This is a genomic window from Haemophilus haemolyticus, assembly GCF_003490935.1.
Classification (GTDB): domain Bacteria; phylum Pseudomonadota; class Gammaproteobacteria; order Enterobacterales; family Pasteurellaceae; genus Haemophilus; species Haemophilus haemolyticus_M.
Map to the genome: position 1 here is coordinate 52,653 of NZ_QQGD01000007.1, position 18,300 is coordinate 70,952.

The following is an 18,300-nucleotide window of genomic DNA, read 5'->3' on the forward strand; positions in this document are numbered from 1 at the left end:
TTTAATTCAACATTCCGCCCATTTCGGTAAATGTCAGTTTTTCATCTTGGCAAAATTGTTGTTCAAGGTGTCGCATGGTTTCTTGTTTGGTATCAGTGGAGAGGATTTCAGCAAGTGGAATAAGTGCGCCATTTGCTTTTTTCATCGGGTTAAATGCCATGCCATTTTCAGAAAGTGCGGTAAGTTCTTGTTGCATTTCCTCATCAATCAGTAACGTGGCTTTTGTGCTTTGTTGAAGAAAAGCAATCATGATCAACGCCTCTTGCATCGTGTCAGCATCAATGCCTAAGGGTAGAAAATCGCCCACATCAAGCCATAAAACGGTATTTACCCCCCAATCTTCAGAAGTAGCCGTTAAATGCGGAAATTGCGCCTTTGAATAAGTAATTGAAATCGGGGTATTAATTAAATCTTTACGCCCTTGTTCTGTTGTGCAGTCTTTGCAATCGGTCATTTTTAATTTTTCCTTAGTCGTTATATTGATGATTTTGGCTTACTTCATTTTGGTGCAGTACATACACACCCACACGGTGCGCTAATCCGCTTGAATCGGTTTCTTTGCGGTAAAAGGTATCAATATGAAACCCTTTATCTCTGAGTTCCTTAATGCGTGCGGGTGGAAAGTAAATTCCTAGCTCTCGTAGTTCGTTGGTACTATGCGGGCGCACATATAAGCGCTGTAAAATGTATTTCTGTTGCTCATAAACGCTAGTCGTATTGATTGCCATAGTTCCGCCTTATGCTGCAGGTTTAAAACTACTAAGCCACGTCATCACATCTGCATAACGCCAACGTGAAGAACGACCGATTTTTACCGGTGGTGGTAATGCACCTGCTTTAACTTGCTTGTAAATGTAGGTATGAGAAAGTCCGCCCGATAGCGTGCGAATTTCTGACATCGCAATGAGACGGTTTTGATCTGCTTGTGATAGGTTTTCCATTTATCCCCCTTGTGTTTATAAACTGAAATAATCCGCTTGTTCTATGCGGTTCGGGGGTATTGTGTGGAATTATTTAGGCGGGTTCTATTTGTTGGTTTGTTATTAAGAAAGTGGTTTTAAATTAAGGCTTAATTTAAAAGAATAGCAATAAAAAAGCCCTTAATTTAAAACATTAAAGGGCTTAATTTAAAAGTTACTTTGTAATTTTGCTAGGAAACGGGCTGTGTGATATTTGCTTTCCATCTAAACCTATTTTAGTTAAACGGATATTTTCATCAATTAGATTATCAAAGGTTTGATAGCTTGCGCCCTTATTGTTGATTCCTTGCTCTTTTAGATCTGCATTGATTACATCAAAAAGCGCATTTCTACTTTCCATTCCTTGATAGTTTTTCAATATAAGCAAGGTAAAAATATCTCTCTGAATTTTACTAATTCGTGTTGCCTTGCCATTTTCTAAAACTGATTCAGAATCTACCGCACTTTGTTGTAGCTTTTGTTCAAGCTCTGCCATTCTATCTTGTTGTGCTTTTAATTCTGCCTTTAAGCGTTCATTTTCAGCTTGTAGCTGTGTGTTTTGGGCTTTTTCTATTGCGCAATTCTTCTCAATAAATATTTCGTTAGACGCATTATTAATAGTGCTAAATCCTAAAAACTTCTCTATTCTGGATCGCTCAAGGAAAATATCGGACTTATCTATAGGTAGATAATCATAAGAGGAGATTCCTCGCCCAAACAAAGGAACATCACCAATTTCTCTTAAGGCATCAAAGAAAGAAGATGAGGGTAATTCTACGGGTTTATCTTCTATTTCCAACGGTACGCAAAAGTTAGGGATTTCATACTCATACTCCCAATTCTCATGGTCATTACAACTAAATAGATCAACATTTCTACTATCATTAAATTCTAGTTTTACAAGTAACCATTTTGCTATATCTTTAAATGAAGAATTTGGGCTTTGTTTTTTTAGAAAATCCAATAACTCAACGATTGAAATATATGTTTGTTCTCGTTGCTGTTTTATCTGTAATAGATCGCCTTGAATATCAATCATAAAACGCCCCTATGCGTTGCCCCTATTTATGAAAGGAAGTGCGGCAAAATAAAAATAGGGTTTTATTCTTTCGGTGTGGGTAATTAGTCCTCACCTAGTCGCACTTAATTTTATATACTCAACCGCTTATTAGGTTTACGCCTGTTTCTATCGGTTGCTGTGTGTTTACTATTTTACCTGCTATTTTGTACAGTTCAAGTATAAAAAATCTTCGCTTTCCTTACCTGCCACCAGCATTTGAAATTTCATCTCTATTCTTCACTCTCCAATTAGCCTTATTTCCCTGTTTTTTGGTTAAAAAATAACCTTTCCTATTTCGGTAATCACTTTATCACTTGTGTATCACTTCTCTTTTTACTCTATTTTCTTCTTTAAAATCAAAAAGATATAAATAATAGAAGTGAATAAGTGAATAAGTGATTAAGATTTATAAAAAAAATCACAAGGGGTATATAAAAAAATAGACAAAAAAATAACCGATAACGTTACTTGTTATCGGCTATCGGTGGTGGCTTAATCTACTATTTTTGCAGGTGCTTGGCTCTCTACAAAATCTGCCCAATCTTGCAACATCTGCGCCCTTTGCTGTAAATACTTCGCCTTATTGTAAGTCTGCCTAATTACATTTTTACCGCTATGCGATAAAGCCTTTTCTATCCAGTCTGCGTTATAGTCTCGCTCATTTAATGCAGTGCTAAGTAAATGCCTTACTCCGTGCGTGGTTAGATTGCCTACGCCATATGATTTAACGATAGCTTGCCTTATTGCCTCAATAGTAAGGTGTCCGTCCTTAGCTTGTGCGCTAGGAAAAACAAAAGGCGTATTAAACCCTAACGCATCATTAATCATCTTCATTTTGTTAAGGATTGCGATAGCTTGACGAGAAAGTGTAACCGTATGTAATCGCCCCTCTGGTCGATTCTTATTGCCTTTCTGTACTAAATAACTCCAAATGCCTGTATCAAAATCAATATCGCCCCATTTGGCTTTAGCGATTTCGCTTGGTCGGCTGCCTGTGAGTAGTGTCAGCATCACAGCATAAAAGGATATTGGCGAAAATCGCTTATTATCCCTTGCCTCATAAAACTTAACGAGAAAGCTACGTAATTCTTCAGGTGGTATAGTGCTCATTCCTTTGGTGATAGGCTTATCAAATTCATTGCCAATATTTGCAAGGTTGTTAGTTTCAATCAGTCCACGATGCAAGGAGTAACGCATTACAAAATTCACGTTATTAATGATTTTTCTCACCGTCTCTAACTTCCCCTCTCGCTCTAATGGCTTAAATGCGTTAATAGCAATTAAAGGTGTGATTCTGTCGATTGGATAAGCCCCTAACGCTTTCAAAATGTGGCGTTCAAATAAAGCCCACGTATCTTTCGCTGTACGCTCGGTAAAGTTAGCTTTTAGTTTTCTATCCTCAAACCATAAGTGAGCCATCTTTTCAAAAGTGCGGTTTAATTTATCGTTAACCTCTTGTTGTTGATTGTCTGCATATTCCTTAGGGTCAATATCTTTAAGCAATAAGGCGCGATATTCCTCACGCTTAATGTGTGCCTCTGCAAGACCCATTTCTTTTAAGTTGCCAATGCTAATGTTGGTGCGTTTTTTAGTGAAAGGTTTTTGATAGTTAAATCGCCATATCTTAGAGCCAGCATTTGTAAGTTCTAATGATAAGCCGTTACCATCTCTTAGGGGGAAATCGTCTGCTTTAGCAGTGCGAATCTTCGTATCGGTTAAGGGTTGAATTATGCGTGCCATAAATTTTAGTACCATCAAAAAACAGTGAATAGCTGTTATTTACCGATTTCTAAAACATTGATTTACTTAGGCGAATTTCAGTTTTTGTACTATCATTTTTTGAAGATTTAAGCCAGATTTGGGAGTAAATCCAAAAAAAATAGTACTATCGCCAAAACATAGTACAAAAAATGTTACTAAAAATCGTTGCTGGTAGTTTACGTTCGATTACGCCAAATTACAATAAAGCCTTATTCTAACTGGGTTTTGCTGGTAGATTATTTACGTGGATTTATGCAGGCTTATATGGATTGGCGGAGGGGAATGGGAGTCGAACCCACCCAAGAACGCTGGCGTCCTCAACAGGATTTGAAATCCTGCCACCTCACCGGAGATGACGCCCCTCCGTGGTTGAAATTGCAGTTACTTTAGCGTAAATTAATCGGCAATTCAACGTTATTTTAAACGGATTCAAAAATGACCGCACTTTTTCAACAACTTCCTTCCGTTGACAAAATTCTCAAAACACCTCAAGGCTTACAACTTATTACTGAATTTGGTCACACTGCTGTCGTGGCAATATGTCGAGAATTATTAACGCAAGCTCGTCAATTTATTCAAAAAAATAATCAACTACCTGAATATTTTTCTAATTCTGACCGCACTTTTGTAGAAATTCATTCTTCCCTACAAAAACAAAACCAAGTACAAATCAAAGCGGTGCATAATCTGACTGGCACAGTGTTACACACAAATCTTGGGCGGGCACTTTGGTCTGAAGCAGCACAACAGGCTGCGCTTTCTGCGATGCAAAAAAATGTTTCGCTTGAATATGATTTAGATGAAGGTAAGCGTAGTCATCGCGATAATTACATCAGTGAATTATTATGCAAACTCACCGGTGCTGAAGCAGCCTGCATAGTGAATAACAACGCCGCTGCGGTATTGTTAATGCTGGCAACCTTTGCTCAAGGTAAAGAAGTAATTATTTCTCGTGGCGAATTAATTGAAATCGGCGGCGCATTTCGTATTCCAGATATTATGGAACAAGCTGGATGCCATTTAGTGGAAGTGGGCACCACTAATCGTACCCATCTGAAAGATTATCGTAATGCTATCACTGAAAATACGGCTTTTTTAATGAAAGTGCATAGTAGCAATTATCAAATTTGTGGTTTTACCTCTTCAGTTTCAGAAGAAGAGCTTGCGGAACTAGGTCAAGAAATGAAGGTACCCGTAGTAACCGATTTAGGCAGCGGCGCATTAGTTGATTTAAGCCAATATGGCTTACCAAAAGAACCTACCGTGCAAGAAAAAGTCGCACAAGGTGTGGATTTGGTCTCTTTCTCTGGCGATAAATTGCTTGGCGGTGTGCAAGCAGGCATTATCGTGGGTAAAAAAGAATGGATCGAACAATTACAAGCTCATCCTCTCAAGCGTGTATTACGTTGCGATAAAGTCATTTTATCAGGCTTAGAAGCCACATTACGTTTATATTTAAATCCTGAAAAATTAACTGAAAAATTACCAACTCTGCGCTTACTCACACAGCCATTAGAACAACTCAAAATAAATGCTATGCGTCTAAAAGAGCTGTTAGAATCTCGCTTAAATTCACAATTTGAGATTCAAATTGAAGATAGCCAAGCACAAATCGGCAGTGGCTCACAACCAATGGAAAGAATCCCTTCCGTGGCTGTTACTATTGCAGAAAAAACAAACGTAAAACTTTCCGCACTTTCAGCTCGTTTTAAACAACTTTCTCAACCTATTATTGGGCGAATGGAAAACGGAAAAATTTGGCTAGATTTACGTAGCCTTGCGGATATTGAAACATTATTAAATACATTGGATGAACTATGATTATTGTTACTTCAGGTCACGTTGATCACGGCAAAACAGCATTATTAAAAGCATTAACTGGCACAAGTACCGCGCATTTACCAGAAGAAAAAAAACGCGGAATGACCATTGATTTGGGGTATGCCTATCTGCCTTTAGAAAACAAAGTACTTGGCTTTATTGATGTGCCGGGGCACGAGAAATTCTTGTCAAATATGCTGGCGGGTTTAGGTGGTGTGCATTATGCAATGCTAATTGTCGCCGCCGATGAAGGCGTTGCAGCGCAAACAAAAGAACATTTAGCGATATTACGCCAACTTCAATTCCACGAAATTATTGTTGTCATCACAAAAGCAGATCGTACAAATTCAGAGCAAATAGAATCGTTAATCCAAACAATTAAACAAAATTACAGTTTTTTACGCGATGCCAACCATTTCATTACCTCAGCAGAAACGGGGCAAGGAATTAATGAATTACGTCATTACTTAGCGAATCTACCTGAATTAGCTGATACCCATAAACCTTTCCGTTACGCAATAGACCGAGTATTCAGCGTAAAAGGGGCGGGTACCGTCGTGACGGGCACAGCCTTTTCAGGAACAGTGAAAGTAAACGATGAACTTTACCTTTCCACAGGACAGAAAGTTCGTGTAAAAGCGATTCACGCACAAAATACATCAAGCGAACAAGGTATTGCGGGGCAACGTTTAGCGTTAAATTTAAATGCTGATTTAGACCGCACGCCAATGAAACGAGGCGATTGGTTATTGCAGGATGATCCTCTTCCACCAACAGATCGCATCAGTGTACAAATTTTGGCTGAAATACCATTAAATGAAAGCCAACCTGTGCATATTTATCACGGCGCGAGTCGCACTACGGGTAAGCTCACCTTATTACAGGGAAAAAATGCCGCTAAAAATGACCGCACTTTGGCTGAAATAATATTAGATTCACCATTATTCTTGGCTTTCGGAGACAAACTTATTTTACGCAGTGGCGATACAAAAACCTTAATTGCCGGCGCACGAGTATTGGAAATTAACTCGCCAAAACGTCATAAACGAACTGAAGTGCGGTTAAATTTCTTAGCGAATTTAGCATTGGCAGAGAGTTCTTCGCAACGTATTGCACTAACCCTTCAACATAATGCGACAACAGCACGCCAATTAATGTGGACGGAACAACTGACTTCCTTGCAATTAGATAAAGCACTCGCCGAGCGGGACGCCGTACGTTATCAAGATTGGTGTTTTAATACTAATTACGTACAAGAAAAAACGCAGCAAATTTTAACCGCACTTAATACCTATCACGAGCAACATAATGATCAACTTGGTGTAAGCAAAGCCAGATTATATCGAATGGCGACATTGAATCAGCCAGAAAATCTAATTCATCATTTTATCGATGAAATGCTTGATGATGGACGATTACAACAAACGCGTGGCTGGATTCATCTACCAGAGCACAAAATTCAGTTTAATACAGAAGAAAAATCACATTGGACAGATGTATTAAACGAGTTTGAAAAAGCAAACGGTCAAGCAATTTGGGTGCGCGATATGGCAAATGCACTCGCTATTGATGAATCAATTATGCGTAATTTTATGTATAAAGCAGGGAAACTGGGTTACCTCACGCCAATCGTGAAAGATAGATTTTTCTTAACTGAAACCATCTATGCTTATGCAAGGCTTATCAAACAAATCGCTGAAAAACAAGGTAAAGTATCAGTAAATGAAGTACGTGATAAATTGAATTTCGGGCGCAAACTTACCGTTCAACTGATGGAATATTTCGACCGAATGGGTTTTTTGCGTCGCAAAGGCAATGACCATATTCTGCGCGATAAGAATGTTTTTGATTTATGATTTAAAAAGGAAAAGAGTATGAAAAAAACGCTCGTTGCTGCATTAATTAGTTCTGTCATATTACTCACAGGCTGCCAAGATAAAGATACTGAAGCAAAAATAAAACAACTAAATCAAACAGTAGCACAACTCAGTACTGAAAATACCAAATTAAAAGAGCAAATAGAAAAAACAGTCCCAGCAATTTTTGTGGAAAATGATGAAATATTTAATCAATCTGAAATTATTAAACATCCTAAATCGAAAGAAGATTACCAGCCTGAAGAAACCAAAATTGAGTATTCAATTTCAACAATAAAAACTAATATTGATTGGCTTAATGATCTATTATGGAAAAAATTGACTGAAAACGAAGAAACGAAAAATATTTCTCGTGAACAATTTATAGCACGTTATCAAACAGCTTTTGAGGAAGACAAAAAAGAAGTAAAAGAAACGCCATCTTTTGGTATTTCTCATTCTATGTGGACAGATTTTATTGCACAAAAAGAAAAACTTGCAACTTTTGCTATTAGTTTTTATGACTATGAAGGCGGTGCTCATGGGATAGAAGGTAATCGCTATTTCACAATTGATCTAACTACACGCCATATTTTGACATTAAATGATTTATTTAATGAAAAAGATTTACCGAAAGTAAAAACACTTTTATGGGAGCAATATAATAATAGCAATAAGGAATATGAACCTCTTATTGAAGTCGATAGTTTTAATTTATCGAACAATATTTACTTAGATTCAAGAGGTGTACATTTTATTTATGATGTCTATGAAATCGCCCCTTACGCAGCAGGAGAGCAGGATTTGTTGCTCTATTTTGGGCAACTAGAAGAATTATTTAGACCTGAATTTAAGCGAAATAACTATGTAAAATTTCTTTAAGGAAACAAACAAAAAGTGCGGTAAAAATTCACCGCACTTTTTTATTACCGTCTTATTTTCAAGAGTTTTTCAGTCAATTCATAAGCTCGAAGTTTTGCTAACTCTTTAGAAAGTTTCGCAACCAGTAAATCATGATCTACATCTGATACATGAGATACAATGTTCTCTTCAGCTTTACGTTTTGCTTCGCGAATACGATCAGCATCTAATTCACTACCACGGATAGCAACATCTGCTAGTACCGTAACAATATTTGGTTGAACCTCTAAAAAACCACCGGAAACATAGATAACTTCTTCATTTCCATCTTGAAGGGTAAATTTAACAATCCCTGGCTTAATTGCCGTTAGCAATGGTGTATGTCCAGGGAGAATGCCTAATTCCCCCTCAACACCTGTTGCTTGGATTTGTTTTACTTCACCTTCAAAGATTTTTCGCTCTGCGCTTACTATTGTTAAATTAAATGTCGCCATTTTTGTTCTCCTTCAAATGACTTGAAGTGATTACATATTTTTGGCTTTTTCTAGCGCTTCGTCGATTGAACCTACCATATAGAACGCTTGTTCTGGGATATGGTCGTAATCACCGCTTAAAATACCTTTAAAGCCGCGAATGGTTTCTTTTAATGGAACATATTTACCCGGAGTACCATTAAATACTTCAGCAACGAAGAACGGTTGTGATAAGAAACGTTCAATTTTACGTGCACGTGCTACCACTAATTTATCTTCTTCAGATAATTCGTCCATACCAAGAATTGCGATAATATCTTTCAATTCTTTATAACGTTGTAAAATACCTTGTACACCACGAGCAACATCATAATGTTCTTGACCAACAACAAGTGGGTCTAGCTGACGTGAAGTTGAATCTAATGGATCAACCGCAGGGTAGATACCTAAAGATGCAATTTGACGACTTAATACAACGGTTGAGTCTAAGTGCGCAAAGGTTGTTGCTGGAGATGGGTCAGTTAAGTCATCCGCAGGTACATATACCGCTTGTACAGAGGTAATAGAACCTGTTTTGGTTGATGTAATACGTTCTTGTAACACACCCATTTCTTCTGCTAATGTTGGTTGGTAACCTACCGCAGATGGCATACGACCTAATAACGCAGATACTTCAGTACCAGCAAGGGTATAACGATAGATATTATCCACGAAGAATAATACATCACGACCTTCATCACGGAATTTTTCTGCCATGGTTAAACCTGTTAACGCAACACGTAAACGGTTACCTGGTGGCTCATTCATCTGACCATAAACCAAAGATACTTTATCTAATACGTTAGAATCTTTCATTTCATGATAGAAGTCGTTACCTTCACGAGTACGTTCACCTACACCCGCAAATACGGAGTAACCTGAGTGTTCGATCGCGATGTTACGGATTAATTCCATCATATTTACGGTTTTACCTACACCCGCACCACCGAATAAACCAACTTTACCACCTTTTGCAAATGGACAAATTAAGTCGATAACTTTGATACCGGTTTCTAATAATTCCGTACTGTTTGATTGTTCTTCATAGCTTGGTGCAGAACGGTGGATAGCCCAACGCTCTTCTTCACCGATTGGACCTTGTTCGTCAATTGGTTCACCCAATACATTCATAATACGACCAAGGGTTTTTGTGCCTACCGGTACTTGAATCGGATCATTCGTATTTTCTACTTTTAAACCACGTTTTAAACCGTCAGAAGCACCTAATGCGATACAACGTACCACACCGCCACCTAATTGTTGTTGCACCTCAAGTGTTAAACCTGATTCAACTTTTAATGCATCGTAAACTTTTGGCACTGCATCTTGTGGAAATTCAACGTCAATCACCGCACCGATGATTTGTACAATTTTTCCTGCTGACATTACCGTTCCTCTTTTCTTAAATCGCTGCCGCACCGGCTACGATTTCATTCAATTCATTTGTGATACTTGCTTGACGAGCTTTGTTATACACCAACCGCAGATCATTAATTAAATTACCTGCATTATCAGTTGCTGCTTTCATTGCTACCATTCGAGCCGCTTGTTCTGAAGCTAAATTATCTACAACCGCTTGATAAATTTGGGATTCTAAATAACGAACTAAAAGACTATCTAATAGTACTTTTGGTTCTGGCTCATAAAGATAATCCCAAGTCTGTTGTCTTTCATTTAAATGATCGTCTTTAGATTCTGGTAAAGGAACTAATTGTTGTACAACAGGTTTTTGCGACATCGTATTAACAAATTTATTGTATGCAATATAAACTGCATCAATTTCACCATTACGATAAGCATCAAACATTGTATTTGCGACACCAATTAATTCTTCTAGAGCAGGCGTATCGCCTAAACCAGAAAGTTGACCTTTGATATTAAATCCAAAGGAACGGAAAAAACTAATCCCTTTTGAACCTATTAAGCCCAAATCTGTAGAGATATTTTGTTCTTTCCAATTTTTGATTTGGTTAAGTGTGGTTTTGAATAAATTAACATTTAAACCACCACACATACCACGATCTGTTGAAATAACCAAGATACCGATTTTCTTCACTTCACGCTCAACTAAGAACGGATGTTTATAACCGACACTTGCTTTAGACACATGACTAATAACGTTACGGATAGTTTCAGAATACGGACGAGATGCAGCCATACGATCCTGCGTTTTACGCATTTTCGAGGTCGCCACCATTTCCATTGCCTTAGTAATTTTTTGTGTACTTTGTACACTGGCAATTTTGGTTTTTATCTCTTTTGCACCTGCCATCTTATCTCTCCGTTACTACCAAGCACTATTCGCTTTAAAACTATCTAAAATACCTTTTAATGTATCTTTGATTTCGTCATTATAGTTACCGGTTTTAGTAAGCTCTTGCATAAACTCAGCGTGATTACGGTTAGAATAATCTAAAAGTGCGGTCTCAAAACTTGCAATTTTTGATAATTCCACGTCATCCAAATAACCAAATTCAACAGCAAACAATACAACCGCTTGTTCTGCAACAGATAATGGAGCAAATTGTTTTTGTTTTAATAATTCAGTTACTTTTTCACCGTGAGAAAGTTGCTTACGAGTCGCATCATCTAGATCTGATGCAAACTGTGCAAATGCTGCTAATTCACGATATTGAGCTAGCGCGGTACGAATACCACCCGCTAATTTCTTAATAACTTTAGTTTGCGCTGAACCACCAACACGAGATACCGAAATACCTGGGTTTACCGCAGGACGAATACCTGAGTTAAACAAGTTAGATTCTAAGAAGATCTGACCGTCGGTAATAGAAATTACGTTGGTTGGAACAAACGCAGATACGTCACCAGCTTGGGTTTCAATAATCGGAAGTGCGGTTAAAGAACCTGTTTTTCCTTTCACTTCACCTTTAGTGAATTTTTCTACGTAATCTTCGTTTACACGAGAAGCACGTTCTAGTAAACGAGAATGTAAATAGAATACATCACCTGGATAGGCTTCACGACCTGGTGGACGACGTAATAATAATGAAATTTGACGATAAGCTACGGCTTGTTTTGATAAATCATCATAAACAATTAATGCATCTTCGCCGCGATCACGGAAATATTCACCCATCGCACAACCAGCATAAGGTGCTAAATATTGTAATGCTGCTGATTCAGATGCAGATGCGGCTACCACGATAGTATTTGCAAGCGCACCATGTTCTTCTAATTTACGCACGACGTTTGCGATAGTAGAGGCTTTTTGACCAATCGCAACATAGATACATTTAATACCAGAATTACGTTGGTTAATAATAGCGTCAATTGCTAACGCAGTTTTACCCGTTTGGCGGTCACCAATGATTAACTCACGCTGACCACGGCCAATCGGTACCATAGAATCGACAGCTTTATAACCAGTTTGAACTGGTTGATCAACAGAACGACGATCGATAACACCTGGCGCAATCACTTCAACAGGAGAGAAACCATCATTTTCAATTTCGCCTTTACCATCGATTGGTTGACCAAGCGTATTAACTACACGACCTAATAAACCACGACCAACTGGTACTTCAAGAATACGACCTGTACATTGAACTTCCATACCTTCCGCTAAATCTGCGTAAGGTCCCATAACTACAGCACCAACAGAATCGCGTTCAAGGTTAAGTGCCATCGCATAACGATTACCCGGTAAGGCGATCATTTCACCTTGCATCACATCGCTTAAACCGTGGATGCGAATAATACCATCGCTTACAGAAACAATTGTCCCTGTATTACGCGCTTCACTGACCACGTCGAATTGAGCGATGCGTTTTTTAATCAATTCACTAATTTCAGTTGAATTTAGTTGCATCTTGTATTCCTCTTATAATTGCAACTCGTTTGCGAGACGAGTAAGTTGCCCACGGCTACTTCCGTCAATCACAAAGTCTTCAGTACGAATAATAACACCAGCAATAAGTGCGTTATCCACGTTGCAATTTAATTTCACTTTGCGAGCTAATCTTTTTTCCATTGCAGCTGCAATTTTTTCGATTTGTGTTGCATTCAATGGTTGCGCAGATGTTACTTCAACTTCTGCAATAGCTTGATGCTCCTCTACGTGATGTTTAAATTCTTCAAACACCGCAGGAATAGCACTCAAACGCTTATTTTCAGCCATTAACCGAATAAGATTTTGCCCATATTGATCCAATTGTTCGCCACAAATAGAAATTACTGTATCAGCTAATTTCTGTGCAGAAAGAGAACTACTTAAGTAAGCTTTTACCGTTTCATCTTCAGCTACGGCTGCAGCAAAACCTAACATATCAGTCCATTTTTCGACCGCACTTTGTTCAATGGCAAAGTCGAATGCAGCTTTTGCATAAGGGCGAGCTATTGTAGTTAATTCTGACATAAGCTAAGCCTCTTATAACTCTGCAACTAATTTATCAATAATGTCATTGTTTGCCGCTTCATCAATAGAACGACCAACAATTTTCTCAGCACCAGCCACTGCCAATGAAGCCACTTTAAGACGTAATTCTTCTTGAACACGTTTACGTTCTGCTTCTACTTCTGCATAACCTTGAGCAATAATTTTTGCTTTTAGTTCTTCGGCTTCTGCCTTCACTTCGTCTAATACTTCATTGCGACGTTTATTCGCAGCATCTAAAATATCTTGAGCTTGTACTTTTGCAGCTGAAAGTTCTTGTTCAACAAGATTTTTCGTATCTGCTTGCTCTTTTTTAGCTGCTTCAGCTGACGCTAAAGCGTTCGCAATTTGGCTTTGACGTGTTTCAATCGCATTAATAATTGGTGGCCAAACAAACTTCATGCAAAACCACACGAAAAGTGCGAATGCGATAAGTTGACCAATCAATGTTGCATTTAAATTCACAACGTCCTCCTTACTATGCTTGTTTTACGTTGATAAGCAAATAAGGTGATTAGTGTAATAAACCGATGAATGGGTTTGCGAAAATGAAAAGTAATGAAATACCAACAGCAATCATTGCAATCGCATCTAAAAGACCAGCCACGATAAACATTTTAGTTTGTAAGCTAGATGCTAATTCTGGTTGGCGAGCTGATGATTCTAAGAATTTACCACCTAAAATAGCAAAGCCAATTGCAGTACCTAATGCAGCAAATGCAAGAAGAATTGATGCACCGATGATTGTAGCTGTAATTACAGTTTCCATAATTTTCTCCAATAGAAGTTAAGTTTTAGCCCTAGAGCCGGTTAATAAAAAATGATTAATGATCTGCTTTGTTATAAGCAATACTTAAATAAACAACCGTCAACATCATAAAGATGAAAGCCTGCAAGGTAATAACCAAAATATGGAAAATAGCCCAAGCAAGATGTAACGGAATCCCTAATGCTGCAATGGCCATATTAGCGGAATACATTACAGCGATAAGAATAAAGATCAATTCCCCTGCATACATGTTACCAAACAAACGGAATGCGAGTGAAATTGGTTTAGCCAATAAAGTCACGGTTTCAAGAATAAAGTTAACAGGAATAAACGCCCAATGGTTGAATGGATGAAGCGTATATTCTTTAACTAAACCTTTGAATCCTTTAGATTTTATTGTGTAGAAAAGAATTAAAAAGAAAACACAAATGGACATACCTAAAGTTGCGCTAATATCTGCTGTCGGCACTGCACGAAGATAATGAATACCGAACAAACCTGCAAATTGAGGTAAGAAATCAACAGGAATTAAGTCGATAGCATTCATGATGAATACCCAACAGAAAATGGTTAATGCTAGTGGCGCAACCACGTTACGTGGACCATGAAAATTTTCTTTCACGATTCCATTAACCCATTCCACAACAATTTCAACTAAACATTGCATTTTTCCTGGAACGCCAGTTGTTGCTTTTTTCCCTACTCGAGAAAAAACAAATAGGAAAATAACCGCAGCAAGAATAGAAAAGAACAACGTATCTATATGAACATTCCAAAATCCATCCCCTGTTTTGAGAAAGGATAAATGGTGGCTAATGTATTCCGATGTTGTTAGTCCAGACATAATAAACCCTTAGTACAAGTATAAAAATCAAATTCGGCGAAGCAAAAATGGAACTAAATTATTCAACATTAATGCAATAAAAAAACCACTAAAAAAAATAATAAAATTTGTAACCGAAAAGTATTTAAATGAAATACTAATAAAAACAATGGTTAGAACAAATTTTATTGCTTCTCCTTTATAAAGTGCGGTCAATTTTGTGGCTAAATGTTGTTTTCTATAAAAAACCACATACACAAAAACACCGAAAGGAATTAATGCCGAAAGAAATCCGAATAAAAAATCAAGCGCACTTTTCATTTGCCATAAAGCAAAAAAACAAGCCAATAGCAGCATAATGACTATTTCAATAAAAATAGCTTTTTGATACTGAACTTTCGCTTGTTGTATAATTCTCGACATTTTTAAAACCTTAAAACGTTCTAATTATACATTTGATCAAATTAGATTCAACTTAAAAAGCACTGAAAAACGTTAACTAAATCACACTTTTAGAAAATTTTTTACAAAATTGTAACTATTTAACGCAAAACGATTAAATGTCGTTCACCTATAAGTTCTGGAACATGTAATTTAATCACTTCTTGAATAGTATATTTTTCATTCAATTCATTAATTTCATCTTCCTGATAAATACCTTTTAATGCATAAAAATATCCATTTTCTTTTGGTAAATGATGACACCAATCTGTCATATCTTTTAACGAAGCAAAAGCACGGCTTAATACACCATCAAATTTATCTTCAGGTTGATATTCTTCTACTCGACTTAAAACAGGGGTTACATTAGTTAGTCCAAGCTCACGTATAGCATTTCGAATAAAACTAATGCGCTTACCTAAACTATCAAGGAGGACAAATTGTTTGGAAGGATTAATAATTGCCAAAGGTAAACCAGGCAAGCCAGGGCCAGTACCGACATCAATAAAACGATCACCCTGTAAATAAGGACTTACTACAAGACTATCTAAAATATGTTTGACTAACATTTCTTGTGGATCACGTACAGAGGTTAAGTTATAAGCTTTATTCCACTTATGAAGTAATTGTACCAACTGAATCAGCTGATCTTTTTGTAGATCGGTTAATTGAATTTCTGCTTGAGCCAGTAAATTTTCGAGCTTTGCTTTCATTTTTCTATCTATCTTGTCTGTTTGTTGTCATTCTACTTGAAAGTGCGGTTAAAATCCTTAGTGTTTTTATTTCAGCAAAAATTTAGCCTACTAATTACACCTTTTTAATTTGTAATATAAAAAAATGCGGTGAAAATTCACCGCACTTTTACATTTAAATTAAGAAAACATTATTCCCCACGCTTCAGCATACCTTGTTTTTTCAAATTCACCAGAATAATCGAAATTGCCGCAGGGGTAACACCTGAAATTCGGCTTGCTTGGCCAATGGAAACAGGACGATGCTGTTCCAATTTCGCACGTACTTCATTAGATAAACCAGACACTTTGCTGTAATCAAAGTTAGCTGGAATAGTCGTATTTTCGTGGCGTTTTTGTTTTTCGATTTCTTCTTGTTGATGCTCAATATAGCCTTGATACTTAATAGCAATTTCCACTTGTTCTACGGCTTCTTTGTCTTCCATTGCCGGTTTATATGGCGTTAAAGAAGTTAAAATATCGTAGGTCATTTCTGGACGGCGCAATAAATCTTCACCGCTGGCTTCACGCACAAGTGGGCTGCCAAGTACTTTATTCGCTTCTTCTAAATATTCAGAGCGCGGATGCAACCAAATGCTGCGTAAGCGTTGGCGTTCCTGTTCAATATTTTCCATTTTTTGATTAAAGCGTGCCCAGCGAGCATCATCAATTAAACCTAATTCATGGGCAATTGGCGTTAGACGAATATCTGCATTGTCTTCACGTAATAACAAACGGTACTCTGCACGAGAAGTAAATACGCGATACGGTTCTTTGGTTCCAAGTGTACAAAGGTCATCAACTAATACGCCAGTATAAGATTGATCACGACGTGGATACCATGCCTCTTTCTCTTGTACATAAAGACCAGCATTAATCCCAGCTAATAAGCCTTGCGCCGCAGCTTCTTCATAACCGGTTGTACCGTTAATTTGGCCTGCGAAGAATAAACCTGAAATAGCTTTTGTTTCTAATGTTGGTTTTAAATCACGTGGATCAAAATAATCGTATTCAATGGCATAACCTGGCTTCACAATACGTGCATTTTCTAAACCTTTCATGGAATTCACAATACCCATTTGCACGTCAAACGGCAAACTGGTAGAGATCCCGTTTGGATACACTTCATTACTGGTTAATCCTTCTGGTTCCAAATAAATTTGATGTGAATTACGATCCGCAAAACGCATTACTTTATCTTCAATAGATGGGCAATAACGTGGACCGATCCCTTCAATCACACCGGTATACATTGGACTGCGATCCAAATTATTACGGATCACTTCATGAGTTTGTTCATTAGTATGGGTAATATAACAAGGAATTTGTTGAGGATGATCTTCAACTGATCCCATAAAAGAAAACACGGGTAAAACAGCATCACCATGTTGTTTAGCTAAAATATCAAAATTGATCGTACGTGCATCAATACGTGGTGGTGTACCTGTTTTAAGGCGATCTACACGTAATCCTAGATCTCTTAATCGATGTGAAAGATTTACAGACGCAGGATCCCCTGCTCGACCACCTTCATAATTTTCCAAACCTATGTGGATCTTACCGGCTAAGAACGTACCGGCCGTTAAGATCACTGATTTTGCACGGAAGGTTAACCCCATTTTTGTGGTAACACCAGTGACGCGATCCTGTTCGATTAAAATATCCGTGGCTTCTTGTTGGAAAATATCTAAATTCGGTTGGTTTTCAAGGGTAATGCGTACAGCTTGACGATACAACACGCGATCCGCTTGAGCTCGAGTAGCACGCACTGCTGGGCCTTTACTGCTATTTAAAGTACGAAATTGAATCCCTGCTTTATCTGCAGCATGCGCCATTAAGCCGCCCATCGCATCTACTTCTTTTACTAAATGACCTTTACCGATCCCACCAATTGCAGGGTTACAAGACATTTGTCCTAAAGTATCTACATTATGCGTTAATAAAAGGGTTTTTAATCCCATTCGAGCTGGTGCAAGCGCGGCTTCTGTACCCGCATGGCCACCACCGATCACAATCACATCATAAGTTTCAGTGTAAAACATATCTATCTCTATTATTTATTCGGATCAAAAATTGGCGCTATTTTACAGAAATTTAAAACACCTGACAAAAAAAGAATGGATCTATTGATCCTTTGAAAGATCAGGTTTGTATTAGTAAAGAAGATCTCTTTTTATATAGAAAGATCTTATTATTGTTACTATTAAGATCCTTTGTGGTTGTGAGTAACCTTATTCGATCCTTATGGAAACAGGTGTTATAGGATCCAAAGATCTTGTGAAAACGATATCATTTTCTTTAAAAATCTTGTGT

General features: G+C 37.6%; 19 protein-coding genes and 1 tRNA gene. 3 read left to right on the plus strand and 17 right to left on the minus strand.

Annotated features, from left to right (window positions below; translation table 11 throughout):
- Position 1: 1 nt before the first annotated feature.
- The 6 genes from DV417_RS08290 to DV417_RS08315 all read right to left on the minus strand — a co-directional run bounded on the left by DV417_RS08290 (position 2) and on the right by DV417_RS08315 (position 4,145).
- Entirely contained in the window at positions 2-454 is a 453-nt protein-coding gene (locus DV417_RS08290; RefSeq protein ID WP_118879351.1) for a hypothetical protein, read from the minus strand.
- Positions 455-467: 13 nt separating this feature from the next.
- On the minus strand, positions 468-728 hold the full coding sequence (locus tag DV417_RS08295; protein ID WP_046939356.1) for a helix-turn-helix domain-containing protein: 261 nt from the start codon (positions 726-728) through the stop codon (positions 468-470).
- 9 nt (positions 729-737) lie between these two features.
- Positions 738-941, minus strand: coding sequence for a helix-turn-helix transcriptional regulator (locus tag DV417_RS08300; RefSeq protein ID WP_005642577.1), 204 nt, complete (start codon positions 939-941; stop codon positions 738-740).
- A 193-nt stretch (positions 942-1,134) separates the two neighbouring features.
- Complete coding sequence (locus DV417_RS08305; RefSeq protein WP_118879352.1) at positions 1,135-1,998, minus strand: hypothetical protein; 864 nt, start codon at positions 1,996-1,998, stop codon at positions 1,135-1,137.
- Positions 1,999-2,511: 513 nt separating this feature from the next.
- Positions 2,512-3,759 carry a tyrosine-type recombinase/integrase gene (locus DV417_RS08310; RefSeq protein ID WP_118879353.1) on the minus strand — a complete coding sequence of 416 codons (1,248 nt, stop codon included), beginning with the start codon at positions 3,757-3,759 and terminating at the stop codon, positions 2,512-2,514.
- Positions 3,760-4,050: 291 nt separating this feature from the next.
- Positions 4,051-4,145, minus strand: a tRNA-Sec gene (locus DV417_RS08315).
- 70 nt (positions 4,146-4,215) lie between these two features.
- Here DV417_RS08315 and selA point away from each other — a divergent pair.
- Genes selA through DV417_RS08330 form a run of 3 tightly spaced genes read left to right on the plus strand, consistent with a single transcriptional unit; the run spans position 4,216 to position 8,339 of the window.
- Positions 4,216-5,601 (plus strand): L-seryl-tRNA(Sec) selenium transferase, encoded by a 1,386-nt coding sequence (gene selA / locus DV417_RS08320; RefSeq protein ID WP_118879354.1) that lies wholly within the window; start codon positions 4,216-4,218, stop codon positions 5,599-5,601.
- Complete coding sequence (gene selB / locus DV417_RS08325) at positions 5,598-7,457, plus strand: selenocysteine-specific translation elongation factor (protein ID WP_118879355.1); 1,860 nt, start codon at positions 5,598-5,600, stop codon at positions 7,455-7,457. Before selA ends, selB begins: the two co-directional genes overlap by 4 nt.
- Before the next feature lie 18 nt (positions 7,458-7,475).
- A complete protein-coding gene (locus DV417_RS08330) occupies positions 7,476-8,339 on the plus strand; it encodes an RsiV family protein (RefSeq protein WP_118879356.1) in 864 nt (287 codons plus the stop codon).
- A 44-nt stretch (positions 8,340-8,383) separates the two neighbouring features.
- On the opposite strand, the gene DV417_RS08335 is transcribed toward DV417_RS08330, so the two are convergent.
- The 11 genes from DV417_RS08335 to mnmG form a co-directional block, all read right to left on the minus strand.
- Positions 8,384-8,812 carry a F0F1 ATP synthase subunit epsilon gene (locus DV417_RS08335; RefSeq protein ID WP_118879357.1) on the minus strand — a complete coding sequence of 143 codons (429 nt, stop codon included), beginning with the start codon at positions 8,810-8,812 and terminating at the stop codon, positions 8,384-8,386.
- A 30-nt stretch (positions 8,813-8,842) separates the two neighbouring features.
- A complete protein-coding gene (atpD, locus tag DV417_RS08340) occupies positions 8,843-10,216 on the minus strand; it encodes a F0F1 ATP synthase subunit beta (protein WP_005632228.1) in 1,374 nt (457 codons plus the stop codon).
- A 16-nt stretch (positions 10,217-10,232) separates the two neighbouring features.
- Positions 10,233-11,102, minus strand: coding sequence for a F0F1 ATP synthase subunit gamma (gene atpG, locus DV417_RS08345; protein WP_005632226.1), 870 nt, complete (start codon positions 11,100-11,102; stop codon positions 10,233-10,235).
- A gap of 15 nt (positions 11,103-11,117) precedes the next feature.
- Positions 11,118-12,659, minus strand: a complete 1,542-nt coding sequence (gene atpA, locus DV417_RS08350; protein ID WP_005629241.1) for a F0F1 ATP synthase subunit alpha — start codon at positions 12,657-12,659, stop codon at positions 11,118-11,120.
- A gap of 12 nt (positions 12,660-12,671) precedes the next feature.
- Entirely contained in the window at positions 12,672-13,205 is a 534-nt protein-coding gene (gene atpH, locus DV417_RS08355; RefSeq protein WP_118776341.1) for a F0F1 ATP synthase subunit delta, read from the minus strand.
- 12 nt (positions 13,206-13,217) lie between these two features.
- On the minus strand, positions 13,218-13,688 hold the full coding sequence (atpF, locus tag DV417_RS08360; protein WP_005649414.1) for a F0F1 ATP synthase subunit B: 471 nt from the start codon (positions 13,686-13,688) through the stop codon (positions 13,218-13,220).
- A gap of 49 nt (positions 13,689-13,737) precedes the next feature.
- Entirely contained in the window at positions 13,738-13,992 is a 255-nt protein-coding gene (gene atpE, locus DV417_RS08365; RefSeq protein WP_005629249.1) for a F0F1 ATP synthase subunit C, read from the minus strand.
- Between the two features lie 55 nt (positions 13,993-14,047).
- Positions 14,048-14,836 carry a F0F1 ATP synthase subunit A gene (gene atpB / locus DV417_RS08370; protein WP_118776339.1) on the minus strand — a complete coding sequence of 263 codons (789 nt, stop codon included), beginning with the start codon at positions 14,834-14,836 and terminating at the stop codon, positions 14,048-14,050.
- Between the two features lie 27 nt (positions 14,837-14,863).
- A complete protein-coding gene (locus DV417_RS08375) occupies positions 14,864-15,238 on the minus strand; it encodes an ATP synthase subunit I (protein WP_118776338.1) in 375 nt (124 codons plus the stop codon).
- A gap of 119 nt (positions 15,239-15,357) precedes the next feature.
- Positions 15,358-15,969 (minus strand): 16S rRNA (guanine(527)-N(7))-methyltransferase RsmG, encoded by a 612-nt coding sequence (rsmG, locus tag DV417_RS08380; protein ID WP_118796026.1) that lies wholly within the window; start codon positions 15,967-15,969, stop codon positions 15,358-15,360.
- A 170-nt stretch (positions 15,970-16,139) separates the two neighbouring features.
- A complete protein-coding gene (gene mnmG / locus DV417_RS08385; RefSeq protein WP_118879358.1) occupies positions 16,140-18,029 on the minus strand; it encodes a tRNA uridine-5-carboxymethylaminomethyl(34) synthesis enzyme MnmG in 1,890 nt (629 codons plus the stop codon).
- Positions 18,030-18,300: the final 271 nt, after the last annotated feature.